Origin of the sequence: Bacillus cereus group sp. MS39 (assembly GCF_040448665.1) — a bacterium.
GTDB lineage: Bacteria > Bacillota > Bacilli > Bacillales > Bacillaceae_G > Bacillus_A > Bacillus_A wiedmannii.
Genome location: NZ_CP123058.1, coordinates 2,971,392 through 2,991,598, shown reverse-complemented (window position 1 = coordinate 2,991,598; position 20,207 = coordinate 2,971,392). Strand labels below are relative to the sequence as shown.

The following is a 20,207-nucleotide window of genomic DNA, read 5'->3' as shown; positions in this document are numbered from 1 at the left end:
ATCGTTCGTCTTGTATGTAGAACGGATAAGGAGGGATTTTATTATGAAACATTTTGATGTAGCAATTGTTGGTGGTGGGCTTGCTGGATTAACAGCATCTATATATTTAGCGAAAGCTGGAAGGAAAGTTATTGTATTAGAAAAGTCCAGTCACTTCGGTGGTCGAGGGAGGACTATAAATAAAAACGGCATTTGTATGAATCTTGGTGCACATGCTTTATATAGAGGTGGAGAAGCGTTTATAACTTTTAATGAGCTAGGAGTAAATCTTCCAGGTGGAATCCCATCTACAAAAGCACATGGAATATGGAAAGGGAATATTTATACCATTCCAACAGATTTTCGCTCTATTTTATCAACACCGTTACTTTCATGGTCTGCAAAAGTTCAGTTCGCTCGTCTTATGATTCATTTAGGAAACTTAGATGTAGGAAAGGTTCCAAAAATGAGTCTAACTACATGGGCAGAAAATGAAATTAAAGATCCAATGGTTCGAAATATATTTTATGCATTATGCCGAACAACAACATATACGTATGCTCCTACAATACAATTAGCATCTTCCGTACTAAAGCAAATACAGCTTTCTATGAAAGAAGGAGTACTTTATGTAGATGGTGGTTGGGAGACGATAATAACAAATTTAAGGAATATAGCAAGTACTAGTGGTGTGCAATTTCTGGCTAAAAAGCATGTTTTGAAAATAGAGCATTGTGAAGGGAAACAAAGAATACAATGTTTTGACGATGAAGTATTTGAAGCAGGTGTAGTCATTGTAACAACTCCACCGAAAGAGGCTTGTAAAATTATAAAAGGTGCAGAAGGAACAAGTTTGCAAAAATGGTGTGAACAATCTATACAAGTGACCGTGGCAGCGTTAGATATTGGTTTAAAACAATTACCGAATCCTTTGCATCATTTTGCATTGGGATTAGATCAACCTCTATTTTTCACGAATCAATCGAGAGCAGCTAAATTAAGTGAAGATGGATCAATTGTAGTGAGTCTAATTAAATACCATAACCCTGTACTAGAGCTGAATCATATTCAAGAAGATAAAGAACAGTTAGAAAATGCAATGGAATTGTTACATCCAAATTGGAAAAGAGAAGTTGTTGCACAGCAATATTTACCGAAAATAACGGTAGTATATGATTTTCCTCATATTGACCGTGTTGAAAAACCAGGCCCTAACATACCTGGAATGCCAGGTGTTTACGTTGCAGGAGATTGGGCTGGGCATGATGAAATATTAGCTGATGCTGCGGTGGCAAGTGGAAAACGTGCAGCGTTACACATATTAAAGCAATCCGAAAGTGAGGCAATTCATCATGGAAACGGAGCAATTATATGAAACGTATCAATCATTATTATTTTCGTTAGCATATAGAATCCTTGGGAGTGTTATGGATGCTGAAGATATCGTCCATGACGTATTTATATCACTTAATAATATGGAGGACGTTCAATCTATAGAAAATATGAGAGCCTATTTATGTAAAATGGTAACAAATCGCTCAATTGACAAATTACGTTCGGCAGCACATAAACGGAACGTATATGTCGGAATGTGGTTGCCAGAGCCATTTGTGGAAGAGGTTGATGATCCATCAGAGTCATTTGTAATGAAAGAATCAATTTCTACGGCATATTTATTACTTTTACAACAATTGTCTGAGGTAGAGAGAGTTGTTTTCATATTAAGAGAGGTTTTCAGTTATGAATACGAAGAAATCGCTTCAATTGTAGATAAGAGTAGTGCGAACTGCCGAAAAATCTTTCAACGTGCACGAAAAAGTATTTTGGATAAGCCGAAGCACTCAACATTAAGTACGAAGAAGATGGCTGCCTATGTGGAGAAATTTGTATCATCATTGCAGTGTGGGGATGCGCAAGGCATATTAGAAGTATTAAAAACAGATGCGATATTAAAAGCGGATGGTGGTGGTAAAGCTACAACTGCAATCCATCCAATCTATTCTGCAGATAGAATTATACGTTTATTCTTTGGAATTGGGAAGAAGTTCCCGGAAGAGTACAATGTTAATTATAAGATGGTAAATGGTGCCCCAGGTGTTATTGTTAAAGTAAATAATAAAGTGACTTATGTGCTTTCATTTACATTTGAGAATGAGAAAATCTCAAATATTTATATGATGGTTAATCCTGAAAAACTTATGCACTTAAATGTAACTGTATAAAAAAAGACGCATTTCTTTAGAAGTGCGTCTTTTTTTTATTTCTCTAACATTTCAAGAGGTACATCTTTTTCGCCTGCTACTTCAAATTTAATTTCCCCATCTTCTTCATAAATACGTGAAATAATCGGTATAGTAATCATTAATTTTTTATGCTGTTTTCGTTTTCGAGCAGCATCTAAGCTAATCACGTTCATTGTAAGCATCCTTTCTTCTAGAAATATATAAACAAAAGAAAATGCGTCCGGAAAGGGCGCTTAATTGAATTTGAAATACCGATTCATTTAATTGGGGTTTATATGATTTAACAACTGCAATTGAATTAAAAATAGTATGAATGGAATAATTGCACGTAGAAATTAACTTTACCAAAAAACGAAACAATATGCTATAAAAAAATTTAAATCTTTGTCATATAACGAGAAAAAGGATTTCGTTTCGCATATAATGAAAGTAGACGGGCAGCAAGAGCTTTTTCATCATATTGCTTGGAAAGGCGATGAAAAGAATGGATACGTTAGATTCATTATTATTTCAACTTGAACAATATGGAGAAGAGCATGATCGAAATAAAAAAACACGGGAAGAAAAATTACGGAATATTTCTCGTGAGATGGGGCAATTTTTATCAATTTTAGTAAAAGGATGTAGCGCAAAACGCATTTTAGAAATTGGAACTTCTAATGGTTATTCTACATTGTGGTTAGCTAGCGCGGTAGAAGAAACAAATGGAAATGTAACAACTGTAGAGCTTTCTTCAGAACGAGTTGGAGAGGCACTTGTCAATTTTGAAAAGGCAAATCTTTTACAAAGGATTGATGTTCATAATCAAGAAGCAGGGGCATTTTTAGATGTGCAACTAGATCATTCATTTGATTTTATTTTCCTAGATTCAGAGCGGATGCAATACATGTGGTGGCTTGAACATATAAAACGCATTTTACAACCAAAGGGTTTTCTTGTTGTTGATAACGCAACCTCTCATGCAAGTGAGTTAGCCGAGTTTAGAAAAATGATTGAAGAAGATGAAATGTTTGAAACAGTCTTATTGGCATTTCAAAACGGAGCATTTGTAGCGCTTAAGAAGAGTTAGGATTGAGCGTAATATAATTATCACATTGAAAAAGGTTGTATGTCAAAAGATTGAGTACAGTAGGATGGGAAGGACGTAATTTATATACGTAACATACGAAGAATCCGCCTTCAGCATGTTGTTCTCTAGGTCTTAAGTCTGAGGAAAATAATGTTGAGAACAGGTATACTTATAGTAAGAAACAGGGAATGACTGCATAAACAGGCATTTCTAAAAAATCGATTTCAAGCAGTTAGAATGTATATGAAATACGATATAATAGATGAAATATAGTGCATATAAATTCGCACATATAAATAAAGGAGCGATTTTGTTGACTGAACTCGAGAAAAAAGAACCTGTATCCATTGTGAAAGATAATAATGTAGAAGTAGTAGTGGATACAGTTATAAAAGATCAAGAATTAGAGGAACTGAATAAAGAAGCTGATCTTTATGTACAAAAATTAAATAGCGAGCAAAATACGGATTTATCAAAAGTATTGTCACAGCTAGGAGATTTAGGGGATAAAGAACAACAAGCAGCAGGACAAACGTTATCAGCATTAAAACGTCCTGTAACAGCGATGATGAATGGAAAGAATGAAGAAATTCCAAATACATTGTTAGAATTACGAAAAGTGGTATCAGAGCTTGATCCGAATTCATTAAAAGCAAGTGGTATGAAGAAAATTATGTTTAAAGTATTCAAGAAAAATCCACTTGAAACATACGTGCATAAATATCAATCTATAGATAAACAAATTGAAGAGATTATAAGATCCCTTCTAATTGGTCGTGACAACTTACAAGAAGATACAGTTGGTCTTGAAATGCTTAAAGAACAATCGCACGATAAAATTCACGCTCTTGATAAACAAGTATACTTAGGAAGAAAACTCGCTGGTATGCTGGAAGCTGAGAAACAAAATCCAGAACGTCAAAGAGATATTCCATTAATTAACGATGCATTAGAAAAAATTCTAGTACGTACACGAAATATGCAGCAAGCGAAAAGTGTACTATTACAATCTATCGCATCTGTAGACATTATTAAGAAAAATAATGAAAAGTTAACAGAGGCAATTCGTAATGCAATTACGATGACGCAAAACGTTGTAACAGTTTCAGCTGCTATCCAGCTAGCGTTAACAAATCAGCGTAAAACAATTGATGCAGTGAATGCGACAAATGAAGCAATTGAATCAATGGTATTAAGTAACTCACAAGCATTAAAACAAAATACAGAAGAAACAACAAAACTTCTTGAAAATCCTGCAATTAGCATGGATAAATTACGCGAATCATTCCAAAACGTATTTGCTGCGATTGAAGCTTCTGAGAAATCATCAGAACGTATTATAGAGTCAAGTAAGAAGTTTGTAATTGAATTAGACACATTTAATGATGAAATGAAACAAAAACTCATTCAGCGTCCAAGGAAATAACAGACTTTTAGAGGAGGTGAAAAAATGAGTTTCATTCAAACCGTATTAGTACTATTGGGTACATTACTTTTAATCGCATTTACTGTCGTTGTTTTAGTTGTATATTTCGGACGCAAACTGTTTTTTTCATGGACGAAACCATATAAAAGGGCACACGATTCTTTAGATAAGTTATCGAATAAATCTTTGCCGTTTCTACAAGAATTTACACAACATCCACTCTTTTATCGCTGGATTCGTACGGAAGGAAAGAAAGAACAATATACATTAAACACGCTTTTCTGTGCATCGGGTCAACGTACGAGAGAGCAAGTATTTTCAATGTTACCGAAAGAAAAACAGAAAAAAGTACATGTAATGGCAAAAACAACGAAAAAACTTACAAATGAAGATATTGATGTAGCGGCGATGAAAGTAAAAGATTTTTTAAGACAAGAAACGCAGCAAACAGTAAAACCGACAGACTTATCGTTTTACAAATTGTATTTTTATGATCGATATCCAGATGCATTAAATACAATTCAAGCGTATAAACGCTCAATAAATCCTGCATTACAACGAACGGTTGATGATATTACAATTTCAGTATTAAATGCCTTACCGTATTATCAAGAGCAGCGTATGTTTGAACAACAACATAAACTTGAAACGTTTTTAATGAAAGATTTAACAGCGATGCTATCTTTAGTCGTACAATTACCACCTTCACAACGACCAGAAAAAGAAGAAGAATTAAAAATCTACTTGCAAAATTTCCAAAAAGAAATGGAAGTAGTCGAGCGAGATATTCGTGATTCGATTGATCACGATTTGAATGTGAAGATGAGGGCAGCGACTGAAAAGTTTAAGAATAAATAAAAAAAGTGCCTTAAAGCTATAGTTCTTAGCTTTTAAGGCGCTTTTTTTATTAGATGTTATTTTGCTTTAACTGTAGTTTTACTAGATGCAACACTTTCATTATGCAATCGATCAACTGCAGTTACTACATACGTATACGTTTCTCCAGAAATAGCTGTTTTATCTACATAAATTTCTCCGAGTTTTGTTTTTCTTACAGTAGTAAGTAGATTTTTTGGGTTTTGTATATCTACTTCATTTTTTCCATTGACACGGTAAATTGCGTAATAAGCAGAGTCATTCTCTCTATCATCAATGATACCTATAGCAATACCTTCATCTCTTGGAATGGCACCTTTTAAAGTCGGTTGTTTTGGGGGATCATGATCAAGCCAAGGCATAGGCGGGATTAATGCGGGATGTTTATATATGTCTTTGGAGAGTCTATCTTTAACTCCTAGTGGATTGTTATTCATATCTTTTAAGCTAAAATGCATACTACCTTTTATCTCAGGATATAACCGGTTTAATGCAATTTGTCTTGGATATTCTTCCGGATCAGACCAAGCGGGGACAGAATTATTATTAATTTTATAGGCCGCCTGACCGATGTATAGGTGAATCGGTTTATTATTTGTTTCTTTTACCCACCAATCTACTAATATGTCATATGCAGCTGGTGTGAAACCAATATTCCAATAAATTTGCGGTGTAATGTAGTCAATATATCCTTTTTGTATCCATTCACGTGTATCGGCATAAAGGTCATCATAGTTTCTTTGACCTGCAGTTGTGTTAGAGCCAGTTGGATCGTCAGCTATATTTCGCCATACGCCGAACGGACTTATACCAAACTTTACGTATGATTTTTCTTGTTTTATAGCTGTATTTAAACCTTTTACAAGTTCATTTACATTGTCACGTCGCCAATCTTCTATATTAGTAAATCTACTGTTATTATATGCTTCGTACGTTTTTTGATCGGGGAATTGTTCACCCGCTACTTTATATGGATAAAAATAATCATCCATATGCAGCCCGTCAATGTCATAATTTTGAACAATTTCTAAAGCACCTTCTGTTATAAACTTTTTCACTTCTGGAATACCAGGGTTGTAATATAATTTCCCGCCATAAGGTACAACCCAATCCGGATGCTGTTTTGCAGGGTGATTATCCGATAATCGATTTATATCAGTGTGATTCATCGTTATTCGATATGGATTAATCCATGCGTGGAATTCTATATTTCTTTTATGTGCTTCTTCAATCATAAATGCGAGTGGATCATATCCAGGGGCTTTTCCTTGTGTCCCCGTAATGTATTCAGACCAAGGACCGTAATTGGAAGGATAAAAAGCATCAGCGGTTGGTTTAATTTGTACAACCACTGCATTCATACCTGTGCTTTTTACATCGTCTAGCAATCTTATAAATTCTTGTTTCTGCTTTTCGATAGGCAAGCCAGTTTTTGAGGGCCAATCAATATTAAGAACTGATGCAATCCATACAGCGCGTAATTCATGCTTTTTGTACGTAGTATTTACTTCAGCATAAGTAGAGTAAGGGGAAATGAAAGAGAAAGGAATAAAAAAGATGACGATACAACATATCATTAATAAACGTTTAACGATCATTTATACGCCTCCCTATTATATCGTTAACTAATATGATATCCGAGGTGAGGTTGTTCTTACAATTGAGAAAAATACATATTGAAACATTAATTTAATAGGGGAAATATTTTTAGTGAAATTTACTTTCATCATAACTAAATTCTTTCACAACTTCATATGCTTGTTAGTAAAGTGAAACTTCCTTTCATTCGAAGGGGATAAATTATAAGTATAGGAGGATTAATAAATGAAGGTTTTATTCGTTTGTTCTGGAGGGATGTCCAGCGCAATTGTTGTAAACGCTTTAAAAAAAGAAGCGGAGAAAAAAGGTATGAACATGGAAGTGCATGCAATTGGAACAAGTGAGGTAGAGGAAGAAGTAAAGAATGGTTGGGATGTTGTAATGGTTGCACCTCAAGTAAGACATCGATTTGACTCTGTAAAAAAATTTGCAGAAGAGGAATCTATTCCATGCGGTATCATACCGCCGCAAGCATATACGCCGCTTGGTGGATCGACTTTATTAAAAACTGTAAATGATTTAATTAGTTAGGGGGAAGTGTTATGAATAAGTTTGTCACGTTTCTTGATAAAAACTTATCTGGACCGATGGCAAGGCTTTCTGAGCAAAGGCATTTACAAGCAATCCGTGATGGAGTTATTTCAGCTTTGCCATTTATTATTGTAGGAAGTTTCTTTTTAATCGTAGCATTTCCACCTTTACCGAAAGATAGTTTCATATCCGTTTGGGCATTAAAGAATCAAACCAGTATATTAATACCATATCGTTTAACGATGTTTATTATGTCTTTATATATAGCATTTGGAATAGGGTATAATTTAGCGAAAAGTTATAAGCTAGATGCTTTATCAGGAGCACAGCTTGCAGTATGTTCATTACTATTAACATTAACGCCTGAATTAATTGATAAAAAAGGGTTTATGCTTCCGATGACAAATCTCGGTGGTCATGGATTATTCGTGACGATGATTGTTTCTATTTTATCAGTTGAGATTTTAAGATTTTGTAAGACGAAAAATGTAATGATTAAAATGCCAGAACAAGTACCGCCGTCTGTTTCACGTTCGTTTGAAGCACTTATACCTGCTGCATTCGTTATTATTTTAATGAGTTTAGTAACTGTCGTTTTTAGTATTGATTTACATCATGTAGTTGATAAATTAGCGGCACCGTTAGTAAAAGCTGGTGATAGTTACTTCGGTGTAATCATTCCAGTATTTTTAATTACATTTTTTTGGTCATTCGGAATTCATGGTGTGTCAGTTGTTGGAACTGTTGCCCGGCCATTATGGGAAGTATATTTAGGGGAAAATGGTGAAGCAGTTGCTAGTGGCGCAAATCAGTTACCATTCATTTCACCAGAACCATTATACCAATGGTTTATATGGATTGGTGGTTCTGGTGCGACGTTAGGGCTTGTATTAGCTATGATTGTATTTGGTCGATCAAAATATTCGAAGGCATTATCAAGAACTTGTATTGTGCCTGGTATTTTTAATATTAATGAACCTGTTATTTTTGGATTGCCAATTGTACTAAACCCAATATTAATTATCCCATTTATCATTACACCACTAGTAACAGCAACTATTGCATACTCAGCAACTGCGATGGGGTTTGTTACACCAACACATATAATGCCTCCATGGACATTACCAGCTCCAATTGGTGCATATTTAGCAACAGGTGGGGATTGGAGAGCGATTGTACTCGTATTTATAAACATAACAATATCATTCCTTATTTATTTACCATTCTTTAAAATGTACGACAAAAACATGCTTGAAATTGAGAAAAATGGTGATGGAGAATCTGTTAATCCGTAAGTTTTATATTTTATTTTGAGTGATAGGCATGTTGTCTATCACTTCTTTCACATGAAGTTCAGAGAGGGTGAAATGGAATGAATATAAAATTTAGTTATAAAGGTGTATCTTTATTATTATTTGGAGTGATATGTGCAAATTTACTTTTTGTACCTTTATTAAGAATGCTACATTTATCACAAATGCATAGTATATGGCTCGTTACAAGCATTGCGGCAAGTATTTTGCTTACAGTAGTTGTTTCTTTCATTGATGGATCGTTCACATCGAAAGTTCAGTTGTTTTTTAGATTCATATTATTTTCGATCGGTTGTACGTTTGTAACTTACATGATTGTTTTTTAGTAAATAGGAGGTCATGCATGTTATGTATATTGTAGGCATAATGTCAGGTACATCGTTAGACGGTATAGATCTAGCACTCGTTCATATAGAAGGGAGTGGTGTAGAGTCTAAGGTCAAACTTATCCATTTTACTACTGTTCCATTTTGTAATGATACAAAAAATGAAATACAACAATCGTTATCAATAGAAAATTCAAATGTCCAACTCATATGTAGTTTAAATTTCAAGCTCGGTTTATGTTTTGCCAATGCTGTAAAGGAAGTTTGTAAAGAGGCCAATTTTTCTTTGAAACAATTAGATTTAATAGGTTCTCACGGACAAACGATTTATCATCAGCCAAAGCAATATGGTAATTTGATTCCTTCCACATTGCAAATTGGAGAACCAGCAGTTATAGCATATGAAACGAACACTACGGTTATCTCTAATTTTCGAACGATGGATATGGCAGCAGGGGGACAAGGTGCACCACTTGTACCATATTCAGAGATTATTTTGTATCGTCATCCAACTAAAAATAGACTACTACAAAATATTGGCGGGATCGGTAATGTAACAGTAATACCAAATCACCGAAGTGATAAGAGCGTAATAGCTTTTGATACTGGTCCAGGCAATATGATAATTGATGAAGTATGTCAAAGGTTATTTCAGTTGCCATATGATCAAAATGGTAAGATTGCAAAACAGGGAGTAGTTGTAGATGAAATTTTGACATATTGTATGAACCATTCATTTTTGACAATGAATCCACCAAAATCAACTGGTAGAGAACAGTTTGGAGAAGAATTTGTAAGTGAGTTATTGAAGCGGTTTGAAAAGCATAGTAAAGAAAATATATTGACGACTGTCACAATGTTTACAGCAAGATCGATTGTTCATCATTATCAGGAGTTTATTCTGCCGTATTATGAAATCGATGAGGTGATTTTAGGTGGTGGTGGCAGTTATAATTGTACACTTGTTGAAATGATACGGTATGGATTGAAGGAAGAAAAGTGCGCAATATTCATTCAAGAAGATATAGGCTATTCTTCAGAGGCGAAAGAAGCAATCGCCTTTGCAATTTTAGCAAACGAAACACATCATTGTAATCCGAGTAATGTGCCAAGCGCAACAGGTGCAAAGCAATCTGTAGTTTTAGGGAATATCACATTCCCTCCAATAAGATGATGAAAATGAGGCGAACATATGAAGTATATGATTGGAGTAGACGGCGGGGGAACAAAGACAGAAGCAATTGCATTTGATAAAGATGGAAACGAACTTGTAAGAGCTACAAGTGGATTTGGAAACATATTAATAGATTTTGAAGAAGCACTTTTTCATATTATGGAAGCGATTGATCAATGCCAGAAAGGTTTATTAAATGGGAATTGCGTTTGTGTTTGTTTAGGATTAGCGGGTGCAAGTGGAGCAAATACAAATGAATTAACATTTCGTCTAAAAAAGAAGTACGGAACACAAATTGAAGTTTATAATGACGCAATGATTGCACATGCAGCGGCTTTAAAAGGGAAGGAGGGAATTTTAACGATTGGTGGTACAGGTGCGATTTGTCTAGGAAAGAAGGGAGAAGTGTACGGGTATAGCGGTGGATGGGGACATATTTTAGGAGATGAAGGAAGCGGATATTGGATTGCATTACAAGGTTTAAAGAGAATGGCAAATCAATTTGATCAAGGAGTTCCACTTTGCCCATTAAGCTTAAGTATTCAAGACGAGTTTCAACTTTTGACACCGTCTCATATAAAAAGTCTAGTATATATTTCTTCAAAAGATAAAGTGGCAGCAATTGCACCATTCATTATTGAGAAAGCGAGAAATGGGAATGATGATGCACATGAAATTATGATGCAAACTGGAAAGGAATTAGCTAGGATTACAGTAAATGTTTATAACAAGCTGAAATTTAAGCACCCAACTTCAATTGCAGTAAGTGGCAGCATATTGTGTTTCGTTCCTGAAATATATGCTGAATTTAAGAAAGGCTGTGAGAAGAGTATAGGAGAAGTTACATTTTTATCACAATCAGAACCAGCTGCGAAAGGAGCATATTATTTAATGAAGAATATATATTTTTAAAAATAGTTGTATGTGAATTTTTGTATGATTTGTAAAAAAATGATGTTAAAATATACGAAGGGATCTAAAGCAAGAAAAGTACAATATACATAGTCATTGAATATTGTATAAGTACTCCCATGTAGAAAGTGAATGATTACATGATTAATAGTATGCAGTTTTTGTATTTGGTGGCTTCTTATTTATTTGGAAACATATTGACCGCTTATATAGTAACAAAATGGAGACATAACGTTGATATTCGAGATGAAGGAAGTGGGAATCCTGGCGCAAGAAATATGGGGCGCGTATATGGAAAAGGGTATTTCGTCGCTACATTTTTAGGTGATGCAATTAAAGGGGCAATCGTAGTTTCTATTGCAAAATACCTTTTTGAAGATTCTACTTTTGTAATGTTAGCTTTACTAGCTGTTTTACTTGGACATATTTACCCAATTGTATTTAAAGGCAAGGGCGGAAAAGGCATTTCAACATTTATTGGAGGATTAATCGCATTTGATTATTTGATAGCGCTTACTCTTGTTGCTGTTTTCATTATATTTTATTTAATCTTTAAAGGATTTACTAAGCCAGGGTTAATTACAATTGCTTGTTTACCAATTTGCATAATTTTGTATTCTTACTCTATTGTTACGACTATTTTAAGTGCTCTTATAATTGTACTTATTTTATATGTAAATCGAGAATGAAATGAACTTTTAATAAGTGGAGTTAATCTCCACTTATAATTTTTATTAAATGCATAAAGGAGATAGAACATGGGGTTAATTTACAAGGTTGCTGATCAAGATTGGGAATTTGAAAGTATACATAAATTGAATTATAAAACATTTGTAGAAGAAATTCCGCAACATGAAGAAACGAAAGAGCGTGTTCGTATAGATCGTTTTCATGAAGAAAATACATATTTAATTTGTTTAGATGACGATAAGTTAGTCGGTATGGTCGCATTGCGGGGAAAACGACCATTCTCGTTAGATTATAAAATTTCAAATCTAGATTTTTATTTGCAAGAACATGGAGAAAACGTATATGAAATTCGTTTGCTTTCAGTAGAACGTGAATATCGAAATGGAAGAGCGTTGTTAGGTTTAATTCGCTTTTTACATCGTTATTTGCTTCTAAATGGATATGAATTGGCACTCATTTCTGCTACAACACGTGAGCTACCTTTATATGAGCAAATGGGATTCAAAACTTTCCATAAGTTAGTTGGTACAGAAGAAGCAGCCTTCCAGCCAATGTATGTTACCCCCGCTATGTTTGAAGAGTCGAGTGTTGGAGGGATTATGACGAAAGAATATACGTTTTTACCTGGTCCAGTAGATATTGAAGAGAATGTTCGAAAGGCATTTTCTACTAAGCCTATTTCGCATCGTTCTAAGTCATTTCAAGTAACAATTGAAAATGTGAAAAAACGTTTACTGCAAATGACAAAAGCAAAACGTGTGCAAATCATGTTAGGAACAGGGACGTTATCAAATGATGCCATTGCTTTACAGTTGCGTTCTTTAAAAGGGAAAGGACTCGTATTAACAAATGGGGAATTTGGAAATAGATTAGTTGGACACGCAGCACGCGCGCAATTACATTTTGATACGTATAAAAAAGAAATGGGAGAACCGTTTATTTATACAGAATTAGAAAAAATAATGAAAACTGGAAATTATGAATGGCTTTGGTTTGTTCACCATGAAACATCAACCGGAATGTTAAATGATTTAGACGAACTAAATGTTTTCTGTGAAAAGTATAAAGTGAAACTATGTGTAGATTGTATCAGTTCAATTGGAGCGATACCGATAGATTTAAAGGGTGTATATTTTGCAAGTGGTGTTAGTGGAAAAGCAATTAAATCGTTTACTGGATTATCTTTCGTTTTTCATAATCATAATGTGAAAGTAAACGAGACATTACCAGCCTATATGGACGTTGGCATGTACGGAGAAAATGAAAGTATTCCATATTCTCATTCATGGAATTTAATTTATGCATTGCAGGAAGCGTTGAAGAAATTTGAAGATGAAAAAGCATTTGTAAAAATAAATGAGACATATGATTATATGGAAGAAGTTATTACCACTATGGGTTTAAACCTTGTTTCACCTAAAGAACATGCTGCGCCAATTATACTTACTATTCAATTAAACGAAGGTCTTTCTTCTAAAGTAGTAGGTGATGCGTTAGCGTTACAAGGATATATTGTCCATTATGAATCAGCGTATTTACAAAAGAATAATTGGATCCAAATTGCATGCCTGAATCATTATAAAGAACGTGATATGAAGAGGATGTTGAATTGTTTGCATTTGTGTACTTTAAAGAATAGCGTATATATATGAGGAATGATTTTTTAACAGGGTTGGTTGCGTATAAAGGAGTAATTGCCTACGAAAACTTAGGAATGAGACAATCAGTAAATTATAAATCATTAGAAGGGGTGTTAGTATGATAACTAAAAAACTACCATTACATATAGCAGACATTAAAAAAGCTCAAAACATTCTAGACAGAAATGCTCGTAAAACTCCATTAGTGAAATCTTTTTATTTGACTAGTAAAACAGGCGGAGAAATTCATTTGAAATTAGAAAATATGCAATTAACGGGTTCTTTTAAATTCCGTGGCGCATTTAATAAAATGTCACAGCTTACAGACGAAGAAAAAGAAAGAGGAGTTATTGCATGTTCAGCAGGTAATCATGCGCAAGGAATTGCTTTATCTGCTCATTTACTCGGTATTAAGAGTAAAATTGTTATGCCGATTTCTGCACCTCAGGCGAAAGTTGATGCAACTAAAGGATATGGATCAGAAGTGGTTTTACATGGTGAAACCTTTGATGATGCGAAGGCAAAATGTGAAGAGATTATTAGGGAAACAGGTGAAACATACTTACATCCATATGATGATGTAGAAGTAATGGCTGGTCAAGGTACAATAGGATTAGATATTCTTGATGATATGTGGGATGTTGATACTGTCATTGTACCAATTGGTGGAGGTGGAATTATTTCTGGTATTGCTGTTGCATTAAAATCTTTTAATCCATCCATTCATATAATTGGTGTCCAAGCAGATAATGTTCATGGAATGAAGGCATCTTATGACAAAGGTACAATTGTAGAACATTATGAGGCACCTACTATAGCAGATGGTTGTGCGGTTAAAATACCAGGCAATTTAACTTTTGAAGTTGTAAAAGAATTAGTAGATGATATTGTCACAGTATCAGAAGGTGAATTAGAAGTAGCGATGAAAGACTTATTACAGCGAGGTAAAGCTGTTGTAGAAGGTGCAGGCGCATTAGCTACTGCTGCTCTACTTGCAGGGAAAGTGGATCCATATATCAAAGGGAAAAAAGTAGTAGCGGTTATATCTGGTGGAAACGTAGACTTACAGCGTATTTCGAGTGTTTGTGAACAGTTTTTTGTAGCGAATGAAGTGAAATAGTATTTTAAAAATATTAATTTTATGAAGTAAGAGCTAAGAGAAATTATCTTAGCTCTTACTTTTTGTCTACTGTGTAGTACAAGTTGTAATATACTTGCATTATTTGTTGTTTCGTGAATTATTTTATTTAATCGTCTATTTTCATAGATAACTCAAATAATTATATCAATATTGTCGAAACGGGAACAGAAATTTAATATAATGGTTTTAATGTATGAATGAGCGGTTAGGAGGATAGGCCATGAATAAGGAAGAACAGGTCATGAACGGTTTCAGGGACTTATATAATAAGATGGTTTGGCTTAATAAGGATAAAATGGAAGAAGGTCTTAAAGGGTTTAAGTCTTCTGAGGTACATTGTATTGAACATATTGAAAACAATGCAGATTCTAACGTGACACAACTTGCAGAGGCTTTTTATGTAACTCGCGGTGCTATAAGTAGGATGACTAAGAAGCTCATAAAAAAAGGCCTTATTGAAAGCTACCAAAAGTCAGAGAATAAAAAAGAGATCTATTTTAGGCTTACTGAACAGGGGAAAGAAATTTATAAAATCCATGAAGACTTGCACAAAGAGTTTCAAGAGCGGGATAAAGTTGTATTTGAGCAAGTAACCGAGGCAGAATTCGACAGTATAATTAGCTTCGTGGAAAAATATAGTAGGCATTTGGATGCAGAAATAAAGAAACAAGGTATACATATTAAGTCGTAATAAATTTAAATAATAAAAAGGTAGCCTTACTCGTATGAGAAGAGGCTACCTTTTTATTATTGTTTTTTGTTGACTAATCAACAAAATGGAGTTATTATTTTGTTGACACAGCAACAAAAAGTTTTGAGGAGAGAAGTTAAATGTCTATATTTAGATCACAAAATGAAAAGGAAACTGAAAAAAACATAGATAAACATGCTTTAATATTCGGGCTTATTTCTGTATTTCTTTGTGGTATAGGGTTCAGTATCATTATGCCTGTAGTGCCATTCTTAGTGCAGCCTTATATAAGTAGTCCGGAAGAACAGGCTCTAGTTGTTACGCTACTGACCTCTGTTTATGCGGTTTGCGTGTTTTTTGCTGCTCCTGCACTCGGGGCTTTAAGCGATAAATATGGTCGTCGTCCATTACTTTTAATATGCCTTTTCGGTTCTGCACTCGGGTACTTAGTTTTTGGTATAGGAGGGGCCTTATGGGTACTATTTGCTGGACGCATAATAGAAGGTATAACAGGCGGGAGTATCAGTACAATTTTCGCATATTTTGCAGATATCATTCCGCCAGAACAGAGAACGAAATACTTTGGATGGGTAAGTGCGGTGGTAGGTGTAGGAACCATCATTGGCCCAACTCTTGGGGGATTACTTGCAAAGTTTGGTCATTCTGTACCTTTATATTTTGGAGCGCTCATAACTTTATTCAATGTATTATATGGGATGAAATATATGCCTGAGAGTCTTGACAAAAATAATAGGTTAAAAGAGATTACTTTTGTAAGGTTAAATCCTTTTGTACAACTTGCAAACATACTTTCTATGAAACACTTAAAATGGTTACTCGTCTCAGCGTTTTTACTTTGGATACCTAACGGATCTTTACAAGCAATTTTCACACAATTTACGATGGATACTTTTAGCTGGAAGCCTGCACTAATCGGACTTATGTTTTCAATTATGGGCTTTCAAGACATCATTTCACAAGCTTTTATAATGCCAAAGCTTGTGGGCAAGCTTAGTGATAAACAAATAGCAATACTTGGGATGGTTTCGGAGATTATTGGCTACAGTTTTATTGCAGCATCTGCTTTGTTTTCCCTATATCCTCTTTTAATCGTTGGGATGTTACTGTTTGGTTTTGGTGACTCGATTTTCGGGCCTTCATTCAATGGGATGCTCTCAAAGTCTGTCGATTCTAGTGAACAAGGAAGGATTCAGGGTGGAAGCCAATCTATTCAAGCTTTGGCAAGAATGATTGGTCCAATTATTGGAGGGCAAATTTATGTATCACTTGGTCATGCCGCACCTGCTTTTATGGGGATGATTCTTATAGTAGTTGCAATAGCAGTTTTGTATAGGGGCACGCATGCAACTGTATAAAATATCTGCACTATTATGGTCTTTCTTTATTTAAGAATGTCTCTATTGGAATCTTTCCTGAATGAATTGTATAACAGATAAATATAAGAACAAATAATAGGGTGTCAGAACTTAGGAACAAGTACTGGCACCCTATTTGTTTACGGCTCGAGAGTTAAGAGAAATTAAGAATGTATTCTGTAATGATCTCATGGTGAAGGTTAAATAGAACTATCAATAATTAAAGTTAGCTTTTTTGAAAGTAAAAAGCTAGGTAAATGACTAAATAGTTTAATTATGCTTGTGCTGAAGTAAATAATGACTCCATTTTTACTTTGCTCTTCTCTCGAATTTCAGCATCCGCATGGCGCATCACATATTTATGCGCTATAGCAATTGCTAAAACATCATCTAATAAGCCGATCCCAATAATAGCAGCTATATCTGGAATGAAATCAATTGTTAATACGTAATAAGATAAAGCGGCTAATATTATGAATTTCGCTTTAGTAGGTAATTCTTTCTTTTTCATTGTGTAGAATAAAATAATACTTTCATATACGCTGGATTTACCGAGGTTTACAGAGCTTTTTTTGAACTTTTTCCAAAGTGTCTGTTTCTCCATATAAACACTCCTTTTACAAAAACATCGATTTTTTAAAAGGATAGACAAAGAAGTAGGGAAATAATCAATTTTATTGTTTTTCTTATTGTATATTCCATAAAAATAGGGAATTACCTGTTCAAAATAATAGAATGTTGGTTATGTAACGACTCACAGTGTTTTGTTACATAGTATATATATTGTAAAATGTATGTGGATGATTTAGTTATTATTATGCATTTTAAAAGCAGTATGGGGGAAGAAAAATGAAAATAATAGAACTACCAATTGAATTCGAATTTAACGGGGTAAGACAATGTATTTATCCAAGTTTAATTATAGTACATAATGAATTAACATTAGTCGATACAGGATATACGAGTTTTTTACCTTTAATTGAAAATGTAATATTAAAACATGGGTATGAGATGAAAAACTTAAAAAATATAATTATTACTCATTATGATGACGATCATATAGGGGCTTTATATGATTTCAAAGTGAAATATCCTCACATTAATATTATTGCTAGTGAAATTGAATCCAACTATATTAATGGCGATTTAAAATCAGAGAGATTAGTTCAAGCAGAAGAAATGTTAGAACGTATGCCAAATGAAGAAAAAGAATTTGGAAAATGGTTTATCCAACAGTTAAAAAATATAAGACATATTTCCGTCGATGAAAAAGTACATGATGGCCAAATGATTTTGAATGATGAATGTCAAATAGTAGCGACCCCAGGACATACTTCGGGGCATATTTCATTATATTTTCCAAATTTAAATTGTGTAATTACAGGGGATGCGGCCGTTCAAGATAATAATGAATTAGTAATAGCTAATCCGAATTTTTGCTTAGATATAGAAAAAGCGGAAGAATCTTTAAAGAGAATTAAAAACCTTAAAGCAGCAAGCTATTATTGCTATCATGGAGGAAAGCTTACTGTATAAAATAATAAAAAAACGATCTTTCCCATATCGAAAAGATCGTTTTTTTAATTCATAGATTCTGCAATTCTAATTAATTCATTAAAAATGTTTTTATAAGAAAAAAGCCAAGTCTTTAAAAGAGCTGGCTTCATGAATTCATCATGTGAATGAGCTTATCACCATCAATTAACTTAATATTTTTATTCGCAGCATTATTGCTTGCGTTTTTGTTGGAATTACTCAGTAGTTTAGTCGTCACAAATATCCTCAGCTGTTAAAACCCCAAATATATCTTCATATACAGGGCTAGTATCCACATAGGAGGAAGAACACATGCTCTCGTAACTAGAAAAAGTTACTCTAATTTCTACAGAGAAATTTAATTCATCTTCAATTCGTTGAGCACATGTTTGATAGTTCTCCCTAATCTCTTGTAGACAGCTTACAATATCTTCTCCATATATTGGATGATTTATAATTATACGTAGTTGTCTGTTGTTTTCTGGTTGCTCATTTAGGAAATAAGCGCTATCCAATTTAATATCTTCGCCAGTGATAGAAGAAGATACAATTTCTTCTATCACTGTAGCCAAAGTCTCATCACGCATTTTTTCTATTTTACTAATAATCCCGAGCTTTTTAGATGCATTACGTATCAACTTATTTTCTTTTTGATTATGCTGATGAATGAGTTGTTCCAGGTCGTCCAAAAAACATAGTAACTCCATGTGGTTATCTATCATTATGTAACCCCCTCTTTTTAAATATAGTGAGATGCAAAGGGAAATATTCGCGAAAAATGAATTGGTACTAGCAATTGACAACCTATTGTGAGCATACACTGATAGGGCTAGAAGTCGCTAACAGAAGCATGTCCAAGAAAGAGTGGTTGAGTGGTAAACACAAACTTAGGAGGAAAAGGAATTTATAGAAAACATATTATTATGCTCATTGTTATCTGAATAAGAAATGCTAATTACATATTATGAGGATGGTTATTTGCTCAATGGATATATGACTGTGATTGATATAGATCCGTTAAATAGTGCTTTAATCTGTACAGATGTTTTTTACCACAGGGTCGCACTTGTTTTTTTGATATTATTACTAGTAAAAAAGCCGAATCTTAGGATGTGCACCCCAATTGTTAGACACAAACAACAATTGGAGGTGTACTTTTTTATAGTTAAATTCTCACTAGAAGAAAAAGTAAAGGTAGTAAAAAATATTCAGATGAAGGTGACGGAGTGAAAAGACTTGCGGGATCCATAAAGGTTCATCCGAGTGTACTCCAGCAGTGGATTAAACAATATAATGCGGTAGGTGAAAAACGCTATAGAAGATATCCCCTGGATTATAAACTGGATGTAATTAATTATATGGATAGACAAGGGACATATATTAGAGAAACAGGAGCTATTTTTAATATCCCATCTTATGGAACGGTTCGTAGGTGGAAGGAAGCATATGATTTAAAAGGCGTGGATTCCCTACATGAAAAGAAGAGAGGGCGTCCAACTATGAAAAATACAAATACAATAGAAAAATTAAGAAGTACATTTTGTCTCCGGCTAATATGAAAAGGTTATTAAAATCGGAAAGAAAACAAGAAGAATTTGTTCATCTAGTACACGATGAATATAAAAAAAGAAGATAAGAATTTTTTTATTTTTCATATTTGGCGAAACAAATGGTACAATGAAAGC

The 20,207-nt window shown here is 34.0% G+C and carries 20 protein-coding genes and 3 pseudogenes; 18 read left to right on the top strand and 5 right to left on the bottom strand.

Going from position 1 to position 20,207, the window contains the following annotated elements; all coding sequences use genetic code 11:
- Positions 1-43 precede the first annotated feature (43 nt).
- A complete protein-coding gene (locus tag QEP67_RS15730) occupies positions 44-1,354 on the top strand; it encodes an FAD-dependent oxidoreductase (protein ID WP_000680074.1) in 1,311 nt (436 codons plus the stop codon).
- Positions 1,332-2,201 carry a sigma-70 family RNA polymerase sigma factor gene (locus tag QEP67_RS15725; protein WP_000447167.1) on the top strand — a complete coding sequence of 290 codons (870 nt, stop codon included), beginning with the start codon at positions 1,332-1,334 and terminating at the stop codon, positions 2,199-2,201. Before QEP67_RS15730 ends, QEP67_RS15725 begins: the two co-directional genes overlap by 23 nt.
- Positions 2,202-2,236: 35 nt before the next feature.
- Here QEP67_RS15725 and QEP67_RS15720 read toward each other — a convergent pair whose 3' ends face one another.
- A complete protein-coding gene (locus QEP67_RS15720; RefSeq protein ID WP_001100983.1) occupies positions 2,237-2,395 on the bottom strand; it encodes a hypothetical protein in 159 nt (52 codons plus the stop codon).
- Between the two features lie 302 nt (positions 2,396-2,697).
- Between QEP67_RS15720 and QEP67_RS15715 the strand changes: the two genes are divergently transcribed.
- The 3 genes from QEP67_RS15715 to QEP67_RS15705 all read left to right on the top strand — a co-directional run bounded on the left by QEP67_RS15715 (position 2,698) and on the right by QEP67_RS15705 (position 5,575).
- Positions 2,698-3,291: a class I SAM-dependent methyltransferase gene (locus tag QEP67_RS15715; RefSeq protein ID WP_002108299.1), complete on the top strand. Its 594-nt coding sequence runs from the start codon at positions 2,698-2,700 to the stop codon at positions 3,289-3,291.
- Positions 3,292-3,604: 313 nt separating this feature from the next.
- The gene (locus QEP67_RS15710) at positions 3,605-4,717 is read left to right on the top strand and encodes a toxic anion resistance protein (RefSeq protein WP_000137410.1); all 1,113 of its coding nucleotides are present in this window, start codon (positions 3,605-3,607) and stop codon (positions 4,715-4,717) included.
- A gap of 24 nt (positions 4,718-4,741) precedes the next feature.
- A complete protein-coding gene (locus QEP67_RS15705) occupies positions 4,742-5,575 on the top strand; it encodes a DUF3974 domain-containing protein (protein WP_016087874.1) in 834 nt (277 codons plus the stop codon).
- 56 nt (positions 5,576-5,631) lie between these two features.
- On the opposite strand, the gene QEP67_RS15700 is transcribed toward QEP67_RS15705, so the two are convergent.
- Positions 5,632-7,191: a family 10 glycosylhydrolase gene (locus QEP67_RS15700; RefSeq protein ID WP_016087873.1), complete on the bottom strand. Its 1,560-nt coding sequence runs from the start codon at positions 7,189-7,191 to the stop codon at positions 5,632-5,634.
- Between the two features lie 226 nt (positions 7,192-7,417).
- Here QEP67_RS15700 and QEP67_RS15695 point away from each other — a divergent pair, with 226 nt between their 5' ends.
- From QEP67_RS15695 to QEP67_RS15650, 10 genes are all read left to right on the top strand, one after another.
- A complete protein-coding gene (locus QEP67_RS15695; RefSeq protein WP_016087872.1) occupies positions 7,418-7,723 on the top strand; it encodes a PTS sugar transporter subunit IIB in 306 nt (101 codons plus the stop codon).
- 11 nt (positions 7,724-7,734) lie between these two features.
- A complete protein-coding gene (locus tag QEP67_RS15690; RefSeq protein WP_353706309.1) occupies positions 7,735-9,018 on the top strand; it encodes a PTS sugar transporter subunit IIC in 1,284 nt (427 codons plus the stop codon).
- A 77-nt stretch (positions 9,019-9,095) separates the two neighbouring features.
- Positions 9,096-9,362: a hypothetical protein gene (locus tag QEP67_RS15685; protein WP_016087870.1), complete on the top strand. Its 267-nt coding sequence runs from the start codon at positions 9,096-9,098 to the stop codon at positions 9,360-9,362.
- Between the two features lie 22 nt (positions 9,363-9,384).
- A complete protein-coding gene (gene anmK, locus QEP67_RS15680; RefSeq protein ID WP_016087869.1) occupies positions 9,385-10,536 on the top strand; it encodes an anhydro-N-acetylmuramic acid kinase AnmK in 1,152 nt (383 codons plus the stop codon).
- An 18-nt stretch (positions 10,537-10,554) separates the two neighbouring features.
- Positions 10,555-11,448 carry a BadF/BadG/BcrA/BcrD ATPase family protein gene (locus QEP67_RS15675; RefSeq protein ID WP_016134497.1) on the top strand — a complete coding sequence of 298 codons (894 nt, stop codon included), beginning with the start codon at positions 10,555-10,557 and terminating at the stop codon, positions 11,446-11,448.
- Positions 11,449-11,588: 140 nt separating this feature from the next.
- Positions 11,589-12,137 carry a glycerol-3-phosphate 1-O-acyltransferase PlsY gene (plsY, locus tag QEP67_RS15670; RefSeq protein ID WP_016087867.1) on the top strand — a complete coding sequence of 183 codons (549 nt, stop codon included), beginning with the start codon at positions 11,589-11,591 and terminating at the stop codon, positions 12,135-12,137.
- A gap of 69 nt (positions 12,138-12,206) precedes the next feature.
- Positions 12,207-13,790 (top strand): aminotransferase class V-fold PLP-dependent enzyme, encoded by a 1,584-nt coding sequence (locus QEP67_RS15665; protein WP_353706308.1) that lies wholly within the window; start codon positions 12,207-12,209, stop codon positions 13,788-13,790.
- Between the two features lie 106 nt (positions 13,791-13,896).
- Positions 13,897-14,898, top strand: a complete 1,002-nt coding sequence (gene tdcB / locus QEP67_RS15660) for a bifunctional threonine ammonia-lyase/L-serine ammonia-lyase TdcB (RefSeq protein ID WP_016134499.1) — start codon at positions 13,897-13,899, stop codon at positions 14,896-14,898.
- A gap of 241 nt (positions 14,899-15,139) precedes the next feature.
- Positions 15,140-15,610 (top strand): MarR family transcriptional regulator, encoded by a 471-nt coding sequence (locus QEP67_RS15655; RefSeq protein WP_001030891.1) that lies wholly within the window; start codon positions 15,140-15,142, stop codon positions 15,608-15,610.
- Between the two features lie 140 nt (positions 15,611-15,750).
- The gene (locus tag QEP67_RS15650) at positions 15,751-16,986 is read left to right on the top strand and encodes a tetracycline resistance MFS efflux pump (RefSeq protein WP_000021815.1); all 1,236 of its coding nucleotides are present in this window, start codon (positions 15,751-15,753) and stop codon (positions 16,984-16,986) included.
- A gap of 274 nt (positions 16,987-17,260) precedes the next feature.
- Here QEP67_RS15650 and QEP67_RS15645 read toward each other — a convergent pair whose 3' ends face one another.
- Positions 17,261-17,590: a DUF1232 domain-containing protein gene (locus QEP67_RS15645; RefSeq protein ID WP_000415085.1), complete on the bottom strand. Its 330-nt coding sequence runs from the start codon at positions 17,588-17,590 to the stop codon at positions 17,261-17,263.
- A gap of 245 nt (positions 17,591-17,835) precedes the next feature.
- Here QEP67_RS15645 and QEP67_RS15640 point away from each other — a divergent pair, with 245 nt between their 5' ends.
- Positions 17,836-18,522 carry an MBL fold metallo-hydrolase gene (locus QEP67_RS15640; RefSeq protein ID WP_000691179.1) on the top strand — a complete coding sequence of 229 codons (687 nt, stop codon included), beginning with the start codon at positions 17,836-17,838 and terminating at the stop codon, positions 18,520-18,522.
- A 127-nt stretch (positions 18,523-18,649) separates the two neighbouring features.
- Here QEP67_RS15640 and QEP67_RS15635 read toward each other — a convergent pair.
- Positions 18,650-18,763 (bottom strand): annotated as a pseudogene (locus QEP67_RS15635) (restriction endonuclease); the annotation flags it as partial.
- Positions 18,750-19,244: a hypothetical protein gene (locus QEP67_RS15630; RefSeq protein WP_000566722.1), complete on the bottom strand. Its 495-nt coding sequence runs from the start codon at positions 19,242-19,244 to the stop codon at positions 18,750-18,752. The gene QEP67_RS15630 and the pseudogene QEP67_RS15635, both read right to left, overlap by 14 nt.
- Positions 19,245-19,413: 169 nt before the next feature.
- Here QEP67_RS15630 and QEP67_RS15625 point away from each other — a divergent pair.
- A pseudogene (locus tag QEP67_RS15625) lies at positions 19,414-19,617 on the top strand (YolD-like family protein); the annotation flags it as partial.
- A 66-nt stretch (positions 19,618-19,683) separates the two neighbouring features.
- A pseudogene (locus QEP67_RS15620) lies at positions 19,684-20,036 on the top strand (helix-turn-helix domain-containing protein); the annotation flags it as partial.
- Positions 20,037-20,207 lie beyond the last annotated feature (171 nt).